At 52.6% G+C, this 20,005-nt stretch carries 21 protein-coding genes; 9 read left to right on the forward strand and 12 right to left on the reverse strand.

The annotated features are described in order from the left end of the window. Nucleotide 1: 1 nt before the first annotated feature. From tssK to C5523_RS16280, 3 genes are read right to left on the reverse strand one after another with little or no spacing between them, the layout of a single operon-like run. A complete protein-coding gene (gene tssK, locus C5523_RS16270; RefSeq protein ID WP_039079492.1) occupies nt 2-1,345 on the reverse strand; it encodes a type VI secretion system baseplate subunit TssK in 1,344 nt (447 codons plus the stop codon). Between the two features lie 25 nt (nt 1,346-1,370). Then, nucleotides 1,371-1,877, reverse strand: coding sequence for a type VI secretion system lipoprotein TssJ (gene tssJ, locus C5523_RS16275; protein WP_039079493.1), 507 nt, complete (start codon nt 1,875-1,877; stop codon nt 1,371-1,373). Between the two features lie 22 nt (nt 1,878-1,899). Further along, a complete protein-coding gene (locus C5523_RS16280; protein ID WP_108701537.1) occupies nt 1,900-2,394 on the reverse strand; it encodes a hypothetical protein in 495 nt (164 codons plus the stop codon). Between the two features lie 1,037 nt (nt 2,395-3,431). Between C5523_RS16280 and C5523_RS16285 the strand changes: the two genes are divergently transcribed. Next, complete coding sequence (locus C5523_RS16285; RefSeq protein ID WP_071195223.1) at nt 3,432-5,126, forward strand: alpha,alpha-trehalase; 1,695 nt, start codon at nt 3,432-3,434, stop codon at nt 5,124-5,126. Nucleotides 5,127-5,196: 70 nt separating this feature from the next. On the opposite strand, the gene C5523_RS16290 is transcribed toward C5523_RS16285, so the two are convergent. Further along, a complete protein-coding gene (locus C5523_RS16290; protein ID WP_039079496.1) occupies nt 5,197-5,451 on the reverse strand; it encodes a GlsB/YeaQ/YmgE family stress response membrane protein in 255 nt (84 codons plus the stop codon). Nucleotides 5,452-5,661: 210 nt separating this feature from the next. Here C5523_RS16290 and C5523_RS16295 point away from each other — a divergent pair, with 210 nt between their 5' ends. Further along, on the forward strand, nt 5,662-6,396 hold the full coding sequence (locus C5523_RS16295; protein WP_039079497.1) for a flagellar brake protein: 735 nt from the start codon (nt 5,662-5,664) through the stop codon (nt 6,394-6,396). A 48-nt stretch (nt 6,397-6,444) separates the two neighbouring features. Here C5523_RS16295 and emtA read toward each other — a convergent pair whose 3' ends face one another. Beyond that, on the reverse strand, nt 6,445-7,059 hold the full coding sequence (emtA, locus tag C5523_RS16300) for a membrane-bound lytic murein transglycosylase EmtA (RefSeq protein WP_039079519.1): 615 nt from the start codon (nt 7,057-7,059) through the stop codon (nt 6,445-6,447). 98 nt (nt 7,060-7,157) lie between these two features. Here emtA and ldcA point away from each other — a divergent pair, with 98 nt between their 5' ends. Together ldcA and C5523_RS16310 are read left to right on the forward strand one after the other, a co-directional pair. Then, nucleotides 7,158-8,069, forward strand: coding sequence for a muramoyltetrapeptide carboxypeptidase (gene ldcA, locus C5523_RS16305; protein ID WP_108701538.1), 912 nt, complete (start codon nt 7,158-7,160; stop codon nt 8,067-8,069). Nucleotides 8,070-8,209: 140 nt separating this feature from the next. After that, entirely contained in the window at nt 8,210-9,943 is a 1,734-nt protein-coding gene (locus C5523_RS16310) for a potassium/proton antiporter (protein WP_039079499.1), read from the forward strand. A gap of 14 nt (nt 9,944-9,957) precedes the next feature. Here the strand turns inward: C5523_RS16310 and dadX are convergent, their stop codons facing one another. Next, nucleotides 9,958-11,028 carry a catabolic alanine racemase DadX gene (gene dadX / locus C5523_RS16315; protein WP_071195221.1) on the reverse strand — a complete coding sequence of 357 codons (1,071 nt, stop codon included), beginning with the start codon at nt 11,026-11,028 and terminating at the stop codon, nt 9,958-9,960. A gap of 28 nt (nt 11,029-11,056) precedes the next feature. Further along, complete coding sequence (locus C5523_RS16320; RefSeq protein ID WP_039079501.1) at nt 11,057-12,355, reverse strand: D-amino acid dehydrogenase; 1,299 nt, start codon at nt 12,353-12,355, stop codon at nt 11,057-11,059. A 318-nt stretch (nt 12,356-12,673) separates the two neighbouring features. Between C5523_RS16320 and C5523_RS16325 the strand changes: the two genes are divergently transcribed. Then, entirely contained in the window at nt 12,674-14,206 is a 1,533-nt protein-coding gene (locus C5523_RS16325; RefSeq protein ID WP_039079502.1) for a SpoVR family protein, read from the forward strand. A 38-nt stretch (nt 14,207-14,244) separates the two neighbouring features. On the opposite strand, the gene fadR is transcribed toward C5523_RS16325, so the two are convergent. Continuing rightward, entirely contained in the window at nt 14,245-14,964 is a 720-nt protein-coding gene (gene fadR, locus C5523_RS16330) for a fatty acid metabolism transcriptional regulator FadR (protein ID WP_071195219.1), read from the reverse strand. Nucleotides 14,965-15,317: 353 nt separating this feature from the next. Between fadR and dsbB the strand changes: the two genes are divergently transcribed. Next, nucleotides 15,318-15,848, forward strand: a complete 531-nt coding sequence (gene dsbB / locus C5523_RS16335; RefSeq protein WP_039079504.1) for a disulfide bond formation protein DsbB — start codon at nt 15,318-15,320, stop codon at nt 15,846-15,848. 103 nt (nt 15,849-15,951) lie between these two features. Here the strand turns inward: dsbB and C5523_RS16340 are convergent, their stop codons facing one another. The 4 genes from C5523_RS16340 to C5523_RS16355 all read right to left on the reverse strand — a co-directional run bounded on the left by C5523_RS16340 (nt 15,952) and on the right by C5523_RS16355 (nt 18,070). Beyond that, nucleotides 15,952-16,341 carry an Exc2 family lipoprotein gene (locus C5523_RS16340; RefSeq protein ID WP_039079505.1) on the reverse strand — a complete coding sequence of 130 codons (390 nt, stop codon included), beginning with the start codon at nt 16,339-16,341 and terminating at the stop codon, nt 15,952-15,954. A 109-nt stretch (nt 16,342-16,450) separates the two neighbouring features. After that, a complete protein-coding gene (locus C5523_RS16345) occupies nt 16,451-16,897 on the reverse strand; it encodes a YcgN family cysteine cluster protein (protein WP_039079506.1) in 447 nt (148 codons plus the stop codon). 91 nt (nt 16,898-16,988) lie between these two features. After that, nucleotides 16,989-17,648 carry a fumarylacetoacetate hydrolase family protein gene (locus tag C5523_RS16350; RefSeq protein ID WP_039079507.1) on the reverse strand — a complete coding sequence of 220 codons (660 nt, stop codon included), beginning with the start codon at nt 17,646-17,648 and terminating at the stop codon, nt 16,989-16,991. A 155-nt stretch (nt 17,649-17,803) separates the two neighbouring features. Next, the gene (locus C5523_RS16355; RefSeq protein ID WP_155525429.1) at nt 17,804-18,070 is read right to left on the reverse strand and encodes a YcgL domain-containing protein; all 267 of its coding nucleotides are present in this window, start codon (nt 18,068-18,070) and stop codon (nt 17,804-17,806) included. Between the two features lie 121 nt (nt 18,071-18,191). Here C5523_RS16355 and minC point away from each other — a divergent pair, with 121 nt between their 5' ends. From minC to minE, 3 genes are read left to right on the forward strand one after another with little or no spacing between them, the layout of a single operon-like run. Further along, on the forward strand, nt 18,192-18,887 hold the full coding sequence (minC, locus tag C5523_RS16360; RefSeq protein WP_039079509.1) for a septum site-determining protein MinC: 696 nt from the start codon (nt 18,192-18,194) through the stop codon (nt 18,885-18,887). A gap of 22 nt (nt 18,888-18,909) precedes the next feature. Next, a complete protein-coding gene (gene minD, locus C5523_RS16365) occupies nt 18,910-19,722 on the forward strand; it encodes a septum site-determining protein MinD (protein ID WP_039079510.1) in 813 nt (270 codons plus the stop codon). Between the two features lie 3 nt (nt 19,723-19,725). After that, entirely contained in the window at nt 19,726-19,992 is a 267-nt protein-coding gene (gene minE / locus C5523_RS16370; protein WP_039079511.1) for a cell division topological specificity factor MinE, read from the forward strand. Nucleotides 19,993-20,005 lie beyond the last annotated feature (13 nt).

The following is a 20,005-nucleotide window of genomic DNA, read 5'->3' on the forward strand; positions in this document are numbered from 1 at the left end:
ATTAATCTTTCGGGCTACGGACGGCCCAAAATTCCATGTCCAGTCCTGGAAATTCACCTGCCAGATGCAGCGCAAAGGCGCCGGATTTCTCCATTTCGCTCCACAGCTCGCCCCCTTTTTCCAGTTCGAAGTAGTTGTAGCCCGCATGCCAGGGAATTTGCGGCGGCGCGACGGGCATTGCCCGCAGCTTCATACCGGGAAGCTGGAGTTGCACCAGATCGCGGATTTTGGTGACCGGGGCGACTTTCATCTGCGCCGGGAAATGGGTTTGCAGCATCTCGCCCGGCACATTGGCTTTCACCGCCAGGACAAAACCAAACTCCCGCGCCATGCTGGTGGACGGCAGCGTCGCGACATTGAGTCCGTGGGTGCGTTCGGTAAGCGGCAGTTGAATGGCATGCTCTTCCAGCACCAGCGACAGCCCCTGACGTAACATCAGCACCAGACGGCTAAAGCAGCCGGCGAGGTTGTCGTGGTCATAAACCGGTAGTACCTCTTCCGGCGCACGCGCGGATGTCCAGGTGGTTAATTCGGTGGCAAAGGCCAGCCATTCGCGCCACAGCTCTTCCGGGTGCAGCAGCGGCAAGGTTTTCAGATGCGAAATCAAGCCGACGTGGTGATTGATCAACGCCAGCAGAGAGAATTCGACCATTTCCGTGGTATTGAAGCGGCCAGGCTGGCGCAGACGCTGGGCAAACTGCTGGCTACGCTGGGAGAGCAGGCTTTGCAGGTCGTTGATCATCGCGTACAGCGGCGCGCTGTTGGTGGCGTTGAGCATCGGCGGAATATAGGCCGAATCATGACGAATGTGATTATCGTTTCGCTTTTCCAGTATCTGAACCACACCCATCGCCGTCCACTCGGCGGTCAGATCTTTTTCCAGCATCAGTTTCAGGCGTAAACGACCAAACTGCACGGCCGCCGGGCCAACGGAAATGGCGTTGTCATCATCCACTTCGGCTTCCCAGGCCACGTAGCGCGCCAGTGACTCTTTATCTTCGCTGAAGATAACTTCTTCACGCCCACCCCGGCGGGCAGGTAAGGCCAGCACGACACGCTCATTGGTCACGTTATCCCCAATGGCTAATGGCGCGGGCGCATGGCGCGGATCGTGAAAGGAAAAAAAGGTGCCATCCGGTAGCAGACCGCTGGCATAACTCAGCGCGATACAGCCCTGGCGCAACATTGCGTCATCCAGTTCAAGGTCCAGAAAGCCCCATAGCCAGGGCCGTTGTAACGCCCCCCATTCACGAATGTGGCTATGCAGGTGGCTTTCCGCACGTTGAAAATGATGAGGACGCAGAAACATACCCTCGGTCCAGACGACCTTTTCTGCTTTGTTCATGCTGTTTTCCTGTTAAGACTGGGCGCTATCTGGAAACGACGCGGATCCCGTTCACGTCGAGAAAAACGCTGGCTTCAAGTGAGTCAGACGACCATTTCCAGAATTCATAAAAGCGACTTTCACCCTGCACGGGAAGCGGAATGGAGATCCGCCATTTTTTGCCATCCAGCGCCTGATACTCCGCCATCACGCCGATATAGCGTGCTTCCGGGGTAGCCTGGCCGGTGAGTGTTTTTGTCAGTTGACCGGGCAGTAAGAAGAACTCATCGCTGTTGAGCAGGTTACCCCCAAGGGTGTTTCCCGCATTGTTTTGTAGCGACCAGAAATCGGCGGACATAAATGTCGCGTCGGATTTCAACAGCAAAACCCTGACTTTGAGCGGCGCGGATGCGTTGACCTGCGGGTGCGCCTGGAACTGAAGGGTGTAACTGGCAGGTACGCTATGTGAAGTCGATCCACAACCGCTGACCAGGGTGGTCAGCGTAAGGAAAAACGCCAGGATGAGCTGGCGTACCACGAAGTTAGTTTTCATATCCATCGCTCATGATGGCGAATTAGTTAAGAATCCAGGTACCTGAGTTGCTGTTTTTACACGCTTTGCTGCTACCATCAACCGACACGCAGGTCTGTTTCTGGCGGGTTCTCAGGCGCGGGGTTTGCTTGCGTACCGTTTCGTCGTACAACTCGCTTTTCACCACAGCACGCATCGGGACATAACCAATCAACTCTTCCTGACCTTCATCGGCCAGAGCCATCCAGAAGTGTTCAACCTGGCCCAGTACAATGTAGGTTTTACCGGTTTGCAGTTGACGGATCATTTTGCCGCCGTAATCCGGCGTGCTCATCAGCGACGCAGGATAGAGTGCACGGTAGTTCTCTTTGATGGGTTGAAACTCTTTCGGTGGTTTTACCGCATAGCGGTGGGTAAGTGTGGTGCCATTCACCTCGCTGGTCACAATCGTGTCGTCTGTGGGCGTCGCCGGCGGTGGTGCTTTACATGCGGAGAGTGCAAAAACAAACAGAAGGGCTAATACATTTCGCATTTTCATAACGGTGATTTCCATTGCAAATATATTACTGTGTGGAACTGGAACGTTTAGGAAAGAACTTTTTCATTCTTTCAAAATAAGTCTCTCCCTTACCCTGCAAACCGATCAAATAATGAATTAAAGGCATAGCTACCGCACGAGCCGTTGCACCAGCAAGGCAGCGAAATATGACTTCATCAATGATAATCGTGTCTAAATTTTACAGACGAGACGATACAATTCAATATCATCTCAGCCTTAATGAAAAATGAATATTTAAAATTTATCTAAATTAAGATAATTCTCAAGAAATAATTTCACTTAGGTCTTCTGATAGTAGAAATCATAGCCAGGCAGAGCCGAAAGCCCCTTCGAATGAAGATCAAGCCACTGTATTTAATGATTTTATCCATCAAACCGCAGTGAGAATATATCACACCCTCCCTGTTATCAGATAAATCCTAAAAAGCTAATTTTGCATATTTAACCCCTCATTATTAGTAGCCAAAAAGCCACATTTACTGTGCGGAATATTGAATGACGCCTGATAAGTCAAGACCCGTCAGGTCGATAAAGTGAAATATCAAAACCCTGCAAAGTGAATATTATTCACCTGGTCTGACCATAGCGAAATAATCAACTGCGAAAATATTTTATCCCCGCTAAATAAATTGTTTTCAGTGCGACACTATTTAGCATCGCTAACTCAATGTGAACGGCCAGTAAATGAATCAATTCAGCTTATTTGATGCAAAACAAATATGACAATTCGTTTTCAATAAGAAAAACTGATCAATCACCGTTATTTTATTTGACGGAAATCTTATTTATTTGCGGAAATACCTGTTTTATACCTAATTTGAGTTAAAGAAATGATCAAAATGCGTGCAAAGAGCTATTAAGGCATAATTTTTACTTATAGGGATGGGCAACAAGGTAAATTGTCTGGAAGGGCGGAAAATGCCACACAGGGCACGCCGTTCGGCTGATATTCGACTAAGGTTTTCACAAGGTTGGCTACTGCGGCCTCGCTTTTCACCCGCTAAGGAGAACATTTAATGACAAGACCAGATTTGCGCCGTCAGCGCACCTTGTATCTTGCTATGCATATCGCACTGGGTGGCGCCCTGCTTTCACTTATCCCGTCGGCTCTGGCGGCAGATGCGCCCAACACCCCACAGTCGCCGGATATCCTGCTCGGCCCTTTGTTTAGCGATGTGCAAAGCGCCAAACTCTTTCCCGATCAAAAAACCTTCGCCGATGCCGTTCCCAAGGGTGACCCCTTGATGATCCTTGCGGATTACCGTATGCAGCGAAACCAGACCAGCTTTGATCTTCGCCACTTTGTTAACGTCAATTTTGATCTGCCAAAAGAAGGGGAAAAGTATGTTCCCCCGGAAGGGCAAAACCTGCGTGAGCATATTGATGGCCTGTGGCCCGTGCTGACGCGCACGACGGACAAAGCCGGTAAATGGGACTCTCTCCTCCCCCTGCCGAAACCTTATGTGGTGCCGGGAGGCCGTTTTCGCGAGGTCTACTACTGGGACAGTTATTTCACCATGCTGGGCCTGGCGGAGAGCGGACACTGGGACAAAATTGAAGATATGGTGGCTAACTTCGCCTATGAAATTGATACCTGGGGCCACATTCCCAACGGCAACCGTAGTTACTATCTGAGCCGCTCCCAACCGCCTTTCTTTGCATTTATGGTTGAATTACTGGCATCCCATGACGGTGATGACGTGCTCAAGACCTACCTGCCAGAGATGGAAAAAGAGTACCACTACTGGATGGACGGGCTGGAGGGGCTGCAAAACGGTCAGGCCAGCAAGCGGGTCGTTAAGCTTGATGACGGTTCGGTGCTGAACCGCTACTGGGATGATAAAGACACTCCGCGCCCGGAATCCTGGCTGGATGACGTTACCACCGCGAAGAACAACCCCAATCGTCCGGCAACAGAGATCTACCGGGATCTGCGCTCCGCTGCGGCATCGGGCTGGGATTTCAGCTCACGCTGGATGGATAACCCCGAACAACTGGGGACTATCCGCACCACCAGCATCGTACCGGTGGATTTGAATGCGCTGATGTTCAAGCTGGAAAAAATGATCGCCCGCGCCAGCCAGGCATCCGGCGACAGCGCTAAAGCGAGCCAGTATGAAGCGCTGGCCTCGGCCCGCCAGAAAGCCATAGAAGCCAACCTGTGGAATGATAAAGAGGGCTGGTATGCCGATTACGATCTGAAAACCAAAAAGGTTCGTAATCAGTTGACGGCGGCCGCCCTCTTCCCACTGTATGTGAATGCGGCGGCGAAAGATCGCGCGACGAAAGTAGCGGCAGCCACGCAGTCGCGGCTGTTGAAACCAGGCGGGATCTCCACAACCACCGTCAACAGTGGTCAACAATGGGATGCACCAAATGGCTGGGCGCCCCTGCAATGGGTCGCGGTCGCCGGTTTGCAAAACTACGACCAGAAAAAACTGTCGATGGATGTCACATGGCGCTTCCTGTCAAACGTGCAACATACCTATGACCGCGAGAAAAAGCTGGTTGAGAAGTATGATGTCAGCAGCACCGGGACAGGTGGCGGCGGCGGAGAATACCCGTTGCAGGATGGTTTCGGCTGGACAAACGGCGTGACGCTGAAAATGCTCGATCTGGTCTGTCCGAAAGAGCAGCCTTGTGACAGTCTGCCTGCCAGTCAGCCGGTTACCCAGACGGCAGCCGAACCGCAAAAAGCGGCGGCACAGTAACACAATAAAAGCATAATAAAAGAAAAGGCCGGTGAACAAACTCACCGGCCTTATTCATTTACGGAAACAATTAACCCCGCCGTAACAGCCTAAAGACAGCCAGTACAATGATGGCACCCACCACCGCAACCAGGAAGCTATGAAGGTTGAAACCCGTTACATCGCCGCCAAAATTAAAGCGGGTCGCCAGCCAACCACCGACTACCGCCCCCACTATCCCAAGTAGACAGGTCAAAATGAATCCGCCGCCATCCCGGCCAGGCATGATTAATTTTGCGATAACTCCTGCAATCAGACCAAAAACAATCCACGCGATGATGCCCATTTACTTTTCTCCTGCTACAACGTCATATGTACGTATCGTGCATAATTCCCGCACGTTGACTAGAGTATAGGCGATAGCGTGAAAAGCATTTTCATCTCACGGACTTAATTGCAATTCCTCAGAAAATTTTTATGAATTTGTATTAAGAATTCTCCGGAATTGCCGATAGTGCATCAAGACTGTCTGTCAGTGATCAAGGAGCCTTTCGGCGTGAGTAAGTACAGTGAGCAGTTCCTGAAAAATAGTCCATTAGCCGTACTCGGCGTCTTGCGTGATTTGCAAAAGAGCCAGGTACCTGTGTGCATTGCGTGGTCGAGCGGGCAATTCATCAGTAAGATCCTCGAAGTGAACCCCGAAGAACTGATCATGGACTTTGGTAGTCAGGAGTTTGATAACACAGCAGTGCAACGCGCCACAAAAGTGACCATCACCGCCGAAACCCAGGGTGCCAAAGTCGAATTTACCCTTCCCACACTGCACAGCGGCGATTATCAGGCTTTGCCCGCTTTCATTTCTGAACTGCCAGAAAGCCTCTATTTCATTCAGCGTCGCGAATACTTTCGCATCAACGCCCCGCTACACCCCGCCTATTTCTGTAAAGCCAAAATGCCGGACAAGAAGACGGAGCTGCGTTTCCGCCTGTTCGACCTTTCACTCGGCGGTATGGGCGCGTTACTGGATGGCACTGTTCCGGAAGGATTGCAGGCAGGTATGCGCTTTTCCCAGATAGAGCTCGATATGGCCTCATGGGGACAGTTCTATTTTGACGCACAGCTTATCGCCATCGGTGAGCGAAAAGTGGTAGACGGCAAAAACGAAACCATTACCACGCCGCGTCTGAGTTTTCGCTTTCTTAACGTCAGCCCCGGCGTTGAGCGTGAACTCCAGCGTATTATTTTTGCGCTCGAACGCGAGGCCCGCGAACGCGCCAGCCGCGTACGCTAAAAAAAAGACCCGCTTATCCAGGCGGGTCTTTTCATATTGATATGGCGTTTACATGGCGTTCATCGCTTTCTGTACTTTCCAGATGTAGCGCGGCGCCTGTGGTGCCGGGTGGTTTTCTACCACGTGTTCAAAAAAGCCGTCAGCGCTCAGGTCGTTAATCTTGTCGATCGCTTTTTTCCGGTCGGATGAGAATGTCCGCAGCAGCGCGCCTGCACCGTTCACATAGGAGACCACCAGCGCATATTGCATCACTTGCGGATCTTTTATTCCCGCCAGTACGCCGTGCTCCATAATGCTCAAATACGCAGCCCCCATGGAGATATTGCGCTCCGGGTTTTTCAGCTCGCTGGTTGTAGGTTCACCGCTCCAGCCCATATAGCGATACACTTCGCGCCCGGAGGTGGAAGCTTTTAACTGCATCAGCCCAACGGCGTTTGATTTACTGACAAGGTTGGGGTTGCCGCCTGACTCAACCGCAATCATCGCGGTAATCAGACGCGGACTGACGCCCCACGCCGCCCCCGCTTTTTCACTGACTGGCATCCACTGCATGGCCCGTTTTACCGGGACTTCCGGGTTCCAGTCCGGGTTACGGTAGTCCGTGCGTTTCGAGCTACAACCCGCCAGAAGCACAATTAAAAAAGCAAACCATCTCAATTTCACACGCAATCCTTCTTTGGTGAACGCATCACTATGGATGACAACAAACAGGGTTAGCGGCATGATAACCGTTTCCAATTAGATGTCAGCAAGGAATTGCCATGTCGAGGTTTCATTTGATTGCGCCCTCCGGTTACTGCATTAATCAGCAGGCGGCAGCGCTTGGGGTTCAACGGCTGGAGTTACAGGGACATCAGGTGGATAACCGTGGTGTCATTACCCGCCGCGACCAACGCTTTGCGGGTCAGGAGAGCGAACGTCTCCATGATCTCAACAGCCTGGTCGCGCTCGAAGGCGCGGATATTATCGTTCTCCCCGTTCGCGGCGGCTATGGCGCAAGCCGCCTGCTGGAAGATATCGACTGGCAGGGCCTTATTCGCCGACAACAATCCCAGCCGTTACTTATCTGTGGACACAGCGATTTTACGGTGGTGCAGATGGGCTTATTAGCCCGTGGCGGCGTGATCACCTTTAGCGGCCCGATGTTGGCTGGCAATTTCGGCGCACCAACACTGAATGAATTTACCGGGCGCCATTTCTGGCAGGCGCTGCGCCAGCCTGAACTGACCGTCGAGTGGCGCGGCGAAGGCCCACGTTGTCACACCCAGGGCACGTTATGGGGTGGGAATCTGGCGATGCTGGTTTCGCTTATTGGCACCCCGTGGCTTCCGGCCATTGAGGGAGGTATTCTGGTGGTTGAGGATATCAATGAGCATCCTTTCCGCGTGGAACGTATGCTGTTGCAGTTGCTGCATTGCGGCATTCTCGCGCGTCAGAAGGCGCTCGTACTGGGCAGTTTCACCAGCGCCGATCCCAATGAATACGATGCGGGCTACAATCTTAATACGATGGTGGAATACCTGCGAAGCAGGCTCTCGATCCCGGTGATAACGGGGCTTGCATTTGGTCACGAGCAAGAGACCGTCACGCTGCCTCTCGGCGCGCATGCGGTATTAGAGCATGATGAGCGCTCACGACTGACTATTTCCGGTCATCCCGTATTGGGCGCATAAAAAAACGTTTAACCGACTGATTAAATCTGTATTTCTGCCGTTAATATATATCGGGTTTTTAAACCATAACTGCTCAGCGTATTCAGGCACTGAGCGGTTATGGGTTTCACCATTTTCCGGGTAAGAGGAGACGCACGACATTGGATGCAGCGGCGGTAATTAGTCTGTTTATTTTGGGTTCAGTACTTGTAACCTGCAGTATTTTATTAAGTTCTTTCTCCTCCCGTCTTGGTATCCCGATCCTCGTTATCTTTCTCGCCATTGGCATGCTGGCAGGCATTGACGGTATTGGCGGCATTCCGTTCGACAATTATCCGTTCGCCTATATGGTCAGTAACCTCGCGCTGGCGGTGATTTTGCTTGATGGCGGGATGCGAACCCAGGCGAGTTCCTTTCGCGTGGCGCTGTGGCCCGCCCTCTCTCTGGCGACGGTGGGAGTGCTTATCACGTCCGGGCTGACCGGGATGATGGCGGCCTGGTTGTTCCACCTTGATATCATGGAAGGGTTGCTGATCGGCGCGATTGTTGGCTCGACGGACGCGGCTGCGGTGTTCTCACTGCTTGGCGGGAAAGGGCTGAACGAGCGTGTCGGTTCAACGCTGGAAATTGAGTCCGGCAGCAACGATCCTATGGCGGTCTTTTTGACCATCACACTGATTGAGATGATTCAGCAGCATCATGCGGGCTTGAGCTGGATGTTTGTCGTGCACATTATTCAGCAGTTTGGGCTGGGTATCGTGTTAGGTCTCGCGGGCGGCTATTTGCTGCAACAGATGATCAATCGCATCTCCCTGCCCGCCGGGCTCTATCCTCTGCTGGCGCTGAGCGGCGGCATTCTGGTGTTCGCGGTGACCACCGCCATTGAAGGCAGCGGGATACTGGCGGTCTATCTGTGTGGTTTTGTGCTGGGCAATCGTCCGATACGTAATCGTTACGCCATTCAGCAAAACTTCGATGGTCTGGCCTGGCTGGCGCAAATCGGCATGTTCCTTGTCCTGGGGCTGCTGGTCACGCCATCTGATTTGCTGCCGATTGCCATTCCGGCGCTGATCCTCTCGGCGTGGATGATCTTTTTCGCCCGTCCGCTGTCAGTATTCGCCGGGCTGCTGCCGTTTCGCGGTTTCAATCTGCGCGAGCGCATTTTCATCAGTTGGGTGGGGCTGCGGGGCGCGGTGCCGATCATTCTTGCCGTCTTCCCGATGATGGCCGGTCTGGACAATGCGCGGCTGTTTTTTAATGTCGCCTTCTTTGTGGTGCTGATTTCGCTGCTATTCCAGGGGACATCGCTGTCGTGGGCGGCGAAAAAAGCCAGAGTCGTGGTCCCACCCGTGGGCTGGCCGGTTTCCCGCGTCGGGCTGGATATCCATCCGGAAAATCCGTGGGAGCAGTTTGTCTACCAGTTGAGCGCCGATAAATGGTGCGTGGGTGCCGCCCTTCGCGACCTGCACATGCCTTCCGAAACGCGTATTGCCGCCCTGTTTCGCGATAATTCGCTGCTCCATCCGACCGGTAGCACGCGGTTGCGTGAAGGTGACGTGCTGTGCGTGATTGGTCGTGAACGCGACCTGCCCGCGTTGGGTAAGTTGTTTAGCCAGTCTCCTCCCGTCTCGCTGGATCAGCGTTTCTTTGGGGATTTTATTCTCGAAGCCGATGCGAAGTTTGCCGATGTGGCGCTGATTTATGGTCTGGAAGAGGGACTGGAGTACCGTGATAAACAACAAACACTCGGTGAGATTGTTCAGCAACTGCTCGGGGCAGCGCCCGTGGTAGGCGATCAGGTGGAGTTTGCCGGCATGATCTGGACGGTTGCAGAGAAAGAAGAGGACGCGGTGCGTAAGGTCGGTGTCCGGGTCGCGGATGACGAGGCGGAGTGACCGCCTCACCATTGTTACACTGTCACAACGGGGACGCGCGGTGCAAGTGCGCACATTAATTCATAGCCAACCGTCCCTGCGCAAGCGGCCACTTCATCAATTTTGATCTCGTTACCCCAAAGTTCAACTGGCGTACCGATGCCCGCTTGCGGGCACGGCGTCAGGTCAACCGTCAGCATGTCCATCGAAATGGCGCCTACCGTCCCGGTGCGAATGCCGTCCACCAGCACGGGTGTACCGGTTCGGGCGAGACGCGGGTAACCGTCCGCATAACCGCAGGCTACGATGCCGATACGCTGCTCCTGTGAGGCACGATAGCGGCTGCCATAGCCCACACAGTCCCCCGCACGCAACGTTTGCACGGCAATAATCTGGCTTGTCAGGCTCATGACCGGTTTGATGCCACTGCCAGCCACATCCTGCCACTCCCCGGACGGGGACGCGCCATACAGCACGATGCCGGGGCGCACCCAGTCGCCGTGAGCTTCCGGGTGCCAAAGCGTGGCGGCGGAGTTTGACAGCGAACGCGGGCAATCAAGCCCCTCCGACGCATGGTTAATGCGTGTCATCGCCCCGGCAATCCCGTCCGGTTTTTCCGCATCGGCAAAATGGGCCATCAGAGTGATATCGCCCACATTGCTCAACTCCCGCAGTTGCCGCCAGAGGGTTTGCACACGCTCAGGCTGAAAGCCCAGCCGGTTCATGCCACTGTTCATTTTCAGGTAAACATCCAGCGGCGCATGAAGCCGGGCATCCTGCAGGGCTTTAACCTGCCAGTTGCTGTGCACGCTGGTGGTCAGGCGATATTTATCAAACAGCGGCAGCTCATCGGCGTGGAAAAAGCCTTCCAGCATCAGAATCGGCCCTTTCCAGCCGCGCTCGCGCAGGAGGATCGCCTCCTCCAGATTAAGCAGCGCGAAACCGTCGGTGCCTTCCAGCGCACGCCAGATACGATCGATTCCATGACCGTAGGCGTTAGCCTTCACCACTGACCAGACGCGGCTGTGTGGTGCGGCACGCCTGACTACCTGCAGGTTCTGCCGAAGTGCGTGTAAGTCGACAGTCGCCTGGACAGGACGAGACATACGTTCTCCTTGTTTTAATGTGGACGGTTTAGTTGTGAGCACCGTGCAAATGTTGCGGCCGCGATGGGGTAAAACCCGGCTGGTAGCGCGCCACACTCAAATCCTCAAAGGGAATGGCTGGCGTGCGGCCGGAAATCAGGTCGCTCAACAGTTGCCCTGACCCACAGGCCATCGTCCAGCCCAGCGTGCCATGCCCGGTATTCAGCCATAAGTTTTTAAACGGAGCACGCCCCACCACCGGCGTACCGTCTGGCGTCATCGGACGCAGCCCGGTCCAGAAGGTTGCCTGCTCCACATGTCCGCCGCGCGGAAAGAGATCTTTGACCACCATCTCCAGCGTGGCGCGGCGTGGTTTAAGGAGCTCGGTATTAAAGCCGACGATCTCCGCCATTCCACCAACACGAATACGGTTATCAAAACGGGTAATCGCAATCTTGTAGGTTTCATCGAGGATAGTCGAAACCGGCGCGCCCGCCTCCTCCGCAATGGGTATAGTCAGCGAATAACCTTTCAGGGGATAGACCGGGATATCGACAATTCCTTTTAGCATCGCCGTGGAATAGGAACCAAACGCCATGACGTAAGCATCGGCTTTCACCACTTCATCGCCACATTTGACGCCGTAAATTTGCTCGCCCTCGTACAGGAGCCTGTCGACCGGGGTGTTGAAGCGGAATGTGACGCCCGCCTGCGCCGCCATCTGCGCCAGTTGCTGAGTAAAGAGCTGGCAGTCGCCGGTTTCATCGTTTGGCAAACGCAGACCACCACTGAGCTTGTGCGCAACCTGCGCCAGCGCCGGTTCCACGTCTGCCAGCCGGGCCGATTCCAGCAGTTGATAAGGCACCCCGGCGTCTTCCAGTACGGCAATATCCCGGGTGGCGTTTTCGTACTGCTCTGGGGTACGGAACAGTTGTAGCGTCCCGCCCTGACGCCCTTCGTACTGAATTTGGGTGGTTTCACGCAACAGCTTTAAACAGTCGCGGCTGTACTCTGCAAGCCGCACCATGCGGCCTTTGTTTTCCATATAATGGCGAGTGTCGCAGTTACGCAGCATCTGCCACATCCATTTGAGTTGAGTGGAGGTGCCATCGAGACTAATTGCCAGCGGCGCATGGCGCTGGAACATCCATTTAATCGCTTTCAACGGTACGCCTGGTGCCGCCCAGGGCGCTGCGTAGCCAGGCGAGATTTGCCCTGCGTTCGCCGCACTGGTCTCCAGCGCCGGGCCAGATTCCCTGTCAATGACCGTCACCTCATGTCCCGCCTGACTCAGATACCAGGCACTGGTAACCCCCACCACGCCACTTCCCAGTACAACGACTCGCATAACCTGCTCCCATGTGTAAAGCACAATCATCTGATTACAAATTGATAACTCAGATGAAAATGTTATTCAACATATGGCTTTTTTATGGTGACACCCCTCACACCTTTCCGTAAATAAAGGCGTCAGGATATTTAGAATCTCCTGCTGCGCGACATTTCGCCGCAGAATAAAATTCTGCCAAAGAAGCTTTTTACCCCTCTCTTGCAAGGTGTTATCGCGAAGAAAAAAAGCGACGTCACGTACAGTTTTTATTGTGTGTTCTATGCTTGAAATGAGACTCTCCATACAGAGAGAGTTGCTAACAACGAGGGCGCGCTAATGGCTACGATTGATTCCATGAATAAGGACACCATACGTCTCAGTGATGGACCTGACTGGACCTTCGATCTACTGGATGTGTATCTCGCAGAGATCGACCGGGTGGCGAAACTTTACCGCCTGGATACCTACCCGCACCAAATCGAAGTCATCACCTCCGAACAGATGATGGACGCCTACTCAAGTGTCGGGATGCCCATTAACTACCCCCACTGGTCATTCGGTAAAAAATTTATTGAAACCGAGCGACTTTATAAGCATGGACAGCAAGGTCTGGCCTACGAGATTGTCATTAACTCCAATCCTTGTATCGCCTATCTGATGGAAGAGAACACCATCACCATGCAAGCGCTGGTCATGGCGCATGCCTGCTATGGGCATAACTCTTTCTTTAAGAATAACTATTTGTTCCGTAGCTGGACGGATGCCAGCTCGATTGTCGATTACCTGATTTTCGCCCGTAACTACATCACCGATTGTGAAGAGCGCTACGGAGTGGAAGAGGTGGAAAAACTGCTCGATTCCTGCCACGCGCTGATGAATTACGGCGTTGACCGTTATAAACGTCCGCAAAAGATCTCCCTGCAGGAGGAGAAAGCCCGCCAGAAAAGCCGTGAGGAGTACCTGCAAAGCCAGGTCAACACGCTATGGCGCACCCTGCCTAAACGTGAAGAAGAGAAAGCCGTTGTCGAAGCGCGCCGTTACCCTTCTGAGCCGCAGGAAAACCTGCTCTATTTTATGGAGAAAAACGCCCCGCTGCTGGAGCCATGGCAGCGTGAGATTTTGCGCATCGTGCGTAAAGTCAGCCAGTATTTTTATCCGCAGAAACAGACCCAGGTGATGAACGAAGGCTGGGCCACTTTCTGGCACTACACCATTCTCAATCATCTGTACGACGAAGGGAAAGTGACAGACCGCTTTATGCTGGAATTCCTGCACAGCCACACTAACGTGGTGTTCCAGCCGCCTTACAACAGTCCGTGGTATAGCGGCATTAACCCGTATGCCCTAGGGTTTGCGATGTTCCAGGATATTAAACGGATTTGTCAGTCACCGACGGAGGAAGACAAATACTGGTTCCCGGACATTGCCGGTTCCGACTGGCTGGAAACACTGCACTTCGCCATGCGCGATTTTAAAGATGAAAGCTTTATCAGCCAGTTTATGTCGCCCAAAATCATGCGTGATTTCCGCTTCTTTACCGTGCTGGATGACGATCGCAATAATTATCTGGAGATTGCCGCGATTCATAACGAAGAGGGCTATCGTGAGATCCGCTCGAAATTGTCATCTCAATACAACCTGAGCAACCTGGAGCCCAATATCCAGGTGTGGAATGTGGATTTGCGCGGCGATCGTTCTCTGACGTTGCGTTATATTCCGCACAATCGCGCCCCGCTGGACAAAGGCCGCCGGGAAGTGCTCAAACATGTGCATCGGCTGTGGGGGTTTGATGTACTGCTGGAACAGCAAAACGAAGATGGCAGTGTAGAACTGCTGGACCGCTGCCCTGCCCGCAGCAATACCCTCTGATAGCAAAAAGCCCCTCCGCCGGAGGGGCTTCGCTTTGCTTAACGCCCGTTGATGGACAAATCCCCAGGCAGTGTTTTATGCATGCGCTGCCAGATCTCACCACTGTCATGCCCATAACGACGCACGGTTTCGTACACCTGGTCATGCAAACCTTGCTCACAGATTTCTGCCAGACGGTGATAAAAACCGAGCGCCAGGCTGCGTGCTTCCGGGCTTGCGAAGTAATGACGCCCAATGCGGGTATACAACCCTTTCATACCGTTGAGGATCAGGCCGTAAATCGGGTTGCCGGAGGCAAAAGCCAGTCCACGGAAAATGTTGTAATCCAGTTCAGCAAACGCATCGCCGTGATCTTCCACTTCGCGCGCGCTGGCCAGCACGGCTAAGGCGTCTTCTGGATGCTGGCGGAATGCGGTACGGATGAAGATGGTCGCGATATTGGTACGCACCGACAGGAGGTTATCGATGAGTTGTGGAACGCTCTCATGGTCCAGACGCGCCAGTGTTTCCAGAATATTGAGCCCGGACGTTTCCCAAAAGTTGTTTACTTTTGTGGGCTTACCGTGCTGAATAGTAAGCCAGCCATCGCGGGCCAGACGCTGTAACACTTCACGCAATGTAGTACGAGTGACGCCAATCAGTTCGGAGAGTTCGCGCTCTGCTGGAAGTATCGACCCCGGAGGGAAACGGTTATTCCAGATACTTTCAATGATGTATTCTTCCGCGAAACCCGCCGGGCTCTGCGCCTTTATAACCATAGTGAGATTTCCATTATACAACTAAGCAAAGATCACTCATCATACCAGACCACTTCGGGGGCAGATAGCAGGCGAAATGAAGAAAAAGGGGATCGCCGATCCAATTTGAAAGATTCACCCGATGTACGGTTTACTCCCCATTTTATTCACGGCTATTCCCTCTTTACTGAAAGTCATTTACCACATTTATCATAAATGCTTTTCCTGTTAGCGCTTTGCTTACATTCCTGACAGCAAGATTTGACTTTTCGCATGATAAACATCCGATTACGTATTATTTTCTTATGCAATAGTGGCTTGCTAAGTGATTTCGTTTACACTGCTGTGTCTACGCATGTCCCAGGGAAATGATTATGTTGCGATATTTAAACAAGTGCTCTCGCGGGCGCGGCGCCTGGCTATTAATGGCGTTCACCGCACTGGCACTTGAATTAGTGGCGTTGTGGTTCCAGCACGTCATGCTGCTGAAACCCTGTGTCCTGTGTATTTATGAGCGTTCTGCCCTTTTTGGTGTGATGGGTGCGGGTATCGTCGGTGCGATTGCGCCGAAGACGCCGTTGCGCTACGTCGCCATCTTAATTTGGTTGTACAGCGCCTGGCGCGGTATCCAATTGACGTATGAACACACCATGATCCAGCTTCACCCTTCTCCTTTTATGACCTGCGACTTTGCTGCGCGTTTCCCTTCGTGGCTGCCACTGGATAAGTGGCTTCCGCAGGTCTTTGTTGCTTCGGGCGATTGTGCTGAAAAACAGTGGCAGTTCCTGTCGCTGGAAATGCCGCAATGGCTGTTAGGTATCTTTGTCGCTTACTTTGTTGTGGCGGCGCTGGTGCTCATCGCACAGCCCTTCAAACCGAAAAAACGCGACCTCTTCGGTCGTTAACAGAACGCTCCTTCGGGAGCGTTTTTTATTGCCGCGAAATTGCATACGCTTCCCGTAGGTGTTACTTCACCGAGCGGCGCGATACACCCTTGATAAGACTGGTCTAATACACCCCGTTATAACCATCCAGATACGTTGCCGATAATTCATTGCCTATCGAGTCGGCATCTTTCGAATCCGCCTGTACCCTATCGCCAGATCTGTCATATGTTTCGGTGAGATGACGGCTGGCCTGCTCTCTGAGTATTCCGGCATACTTAATGGCGTAATGCACATCATGACCCACTATGCGGTCCAATTTTCCTTTATCGTACGCTTCTTCAAAGGCGGGAATGATGTTGCGATATGTACCACTTGCCGAGAACCGGACACCGCCGTCCGTTGAGCTGTGATTTTCCGTAAAGGCGATAGCGTGCCGCTGTGGAGAGGGTTTAGACGCCGTACATCCTGCGAGCAGAGCACCTGCCGCTACCAGCACAATGAATTTATTCATGACAGACCCCATTGATGTTTTAGCTTATTTAAGACATGAAAACATTTTAGGGTCTTGTTTTAAATGACTTTTTAATCATCTCAGGCAAGTCGCGGTATAACAAAAGAGATTATTGCGCCCAATCTGGCTTGTTGAGGATATGATCCTGCCAGTCGCGGACTTCGGACTCTTTTACCGCAATATGGCGAACCGTGATGCGCTGTTTGTGCATCATCTCCTTCGAACCGGTACGCAGCGGATGCCACACCGGCAGCGCCTTCCCTTCGGCCAGCAGACGATAGGCACAAGTGGGCGGCAACCATTCAAAGGTGGGTAAATTATCGCGCGTCAGCTTGATGCAGTCCGGCTCATACTCAAAGCGACGCTCGTAGTTACGACACTGGCAGGTTTTGATGTTCAACTGGCGACAGGCCACGTTGGTGAAATAGATCTCGTCGGAATCTTCATCCATTAGCTTATGCAGGCAGCACTGACCGCAGCCGTCACACAGCGATTCCCACTCCGCGTCCGTCATTTGTTCAAGAGTTTTGCTTTGCCAGAAAGGTGTGTCGCTCATAAATCAGTTCGCCATTTAAAACCAGGGAGCACCTTATAACCAGTCTGGCATGGGGATGCAAGTTTTGCCGCCGTTCAGGCGGCAAATCGACTTATAATACGCGGGTCTTTAACGAGAGGCCGTTGAAGCTCACTTCCAGTTCGTCCCCGCCGTGCAGCGGGCCAACACCTTCCGGCGTACCGGTCAGAATGACATCCCCGGCTTTGAGCGTAAAGAAGCGGCTCATGTAAGCAATCAGCGGCACAATTTTATGGATCATATCGGCAGTGGTCCCCTGCTGGCGGACTTCACCATTGATGCTGAGCCCAAGCGTTGTGTTCTGCGGATCGCTGGTAAACTCTGCCGCCGGAATAAAACCGGAGATCGGGCAGGAGTTATCAAAGCCTTTCGCTTTTTCCCACGGCTGACCCGCCTTTTTCATTTTGGCCTGCAGATCGCGAAGCGTGAGATCCAGCGCCACACCATAACCGGCAATGGCTTTTCGTACATGCTCTTCGGTAGCCTGACGCAGCGTTGCCCCAATGAGCACGGCCAGTTCAACTTCGTGATGTACGGAACCGAAATCCTGTGGCAGCGCCAGCGGCTGGCGAATATCGCACAGGGCGGTTTCCGGTTTAATAAACAGCACCGGCTCTTCCGGCGTGGCGCTGCCCATTTCTTTAATATGTTTCGCATAGTTACTGCCAACGCACACGACTTTACTCACCGGGTAATCCAGGAGTGCGCCCTGCCAGTTATGATGTTGGTACATGTCTTTCCCCTAAGTAACGCATTGAACAAGTGCGAAAAATGACTATCCGCGCCACATGGCGGTTTGTCAAATAGCAAACTTTGTCATTCAATGCGTATGCAAGAGGAAAGCAAATGGCGGAATCGATCCGCCACTTTGACTGGCGGGGATGGCTATCATTCGCTGTCTAAATGTTGTTTCAACAAATTTTCTGGCGGCGGTGGAATCTGTAAATAATATCCCTGCGTACGTAACGCCTCTTTTACTTTTTCCAGATCCGCACTGGCCAGTTTTTTACGTCCGTCGAGGGGCAATAACATGGCTAACTGAGGCTGGCCAAAGCTTTTCATTAATTCTTCCGGCACGCGTGAAAAATCGTCTTTTTTTTCGACATACAGATAAGTCTGTTCACGTCGGGAACTTCGGTAGATCACACAAAACATACTTTTGCTCTGAATTAAGGGGTGGTTACTTGCCTGAATATAATAGTGACTATAACATGCTTGATAGTCTTCGGAATATCGCTCACTCATGAGTGATAATAGCAAAATGAGTAAGGTCAGGATGTCAAACACGCCCATCGAGCTAAAAGGCAGTAGTTTTACCTTATCTGTGGTTCACTTGCATGATGCAAAACCCGAGGTTATTCGCCAGGCGTTAGAAGACAAAATCGCTCAGGCTCCCGCTTTTTTAAAACATGCTCCTGTTGTTATTAATGTTTCTGACCTTGAGGGCCCGGTCAACTGGTCGCCGATTCAACAGACTATTCTGGCGACGGGGTTACGGGTTGTCGGTATCAGCGGCTGTAAAGACAGCGAACTGAAAGCCGACATCGAACGTGCCGGGTTGCCGCTTCTGACCGAAGGCAAAGAAAAGCCGCAACGTCAGGTTGCTGTTCCTGTCCCCGAGGCCCCCATTGTTACTCCGGTCACAAAAACACGCTTGATTGATCTTCCTGTTCGTTCCGGGCAGCGTGTTTATGCGCCAAACTGTGATCTGATTGTCACCAGTCACGTCAGCGCAGGCGCAGAGTTGATTGCCGACGGCAATATCCATGTTTACGGCATGATGCGTGGCCGCGCGCTGGCTGGCGCAAGCGGCGACAAGGATGCGCAAATATTTTGTACTCACCTCACGGCGGAGCTGGTATCCATCGCAGGGGAATACTGGCTGAGCGATCGAATCCCGGCCGATTTTTATGGCAAAGCGGCGCGCTTACGTTTAGCGAATAACGCTTTGACTATTCAACCGTTAGATTAAGCCCTTTTAACAAGGAACTCCTATGGCACGCATTATTGTTGTTACTTCGGGTAAAGGGGGCGTGGGTAAGACCACCTCCAGCGCGGCCATCGCAACCGGTTTGGCCCAGAAGGGAAAGAAAACCGTCGTTATTGATTTTGATATCGGCCTGCGTAACCTCGACCTCATCATGGGCTGTGAACGTCGCGTCGTGTACGACTTCGTGAACGTCATTCAGGGCGATGCGACGCTGAATCAGGCGCTGATTAAAGATAAACGTACGGAAAATCTTTATATTCTCCCGGCTTCGCAGACGCGCGACAAAGACGCGTTAACGCGTGAAGGCGTTGAGAAGGTGCTTGATGAGCTGCAGAAAATGGAGTTCGACTTTGTTATTTGCGACTCACCGGCGGGGATTGAAACCGGCGCGCTGATGGCCCTCTATTTCGCGGATGAAGCGATCATCACCACCAACCCGGAAGTCTCTTCCGTCCGTGACTCTGACCGTATCCTCGGCATCCTGGCGTCCAAATCACGCCGCGCCGAAAACGGCCAGGAACCGATTAAAGAACACCTGTTGTTGACCCGCTACAACCCGGGGCGCGTTAATAAAGGTGATATGCTCAGCATGGAAGACGTGCTGGAGATCCTGCGCATTAAGCTGGTTGGCGTGATCCCCGAAGATCAGTCAGTCCTTCGCGCATCCAACCAGGGGGAACCGGTTATTCTGGATACCACTGCCGATGCAGGCAAAGCGTACGCAGATACCGTTGAACGTCTACTGGGAGAAGATCGTCCTTTCCGCTTCATTGATGAAGAGAAGAAAGGTTTCCTCAAACGCCTGTTCGGAGGATAAGTTATGGCATTACTCGACTTTTTTCTCTCCAGAAAAAAGAACACCGCCAGCATCGCCAAAGAGCGTCTGCAAATTATTGTTGCGGAACGCCGTCGCAGTGACGCTGAACCACATTATTTACCGCAGCTAAAGCGGGATATTCTGGAGGTGATTTGTAAATATGTTCAAATCGATCCGGAAATGGTTTCAGTCCAACTGGAACAACGTGGTGACGATATTTCCATTCTGGAACTCAACGTTACCTTGCCAGAACCAGAAGAGACGAAATAATCCGGCAGTAGAT

Source organism: Phytobacter sp. SCO41 (assembly GCF_003073275.1).
GTDB lineage: Bacteria > Pseudomonadota > Gammaproteobacteria > Enterobacterales > Enterobacteriaceae > Phytobacter > Phytobacter diazotrophicus.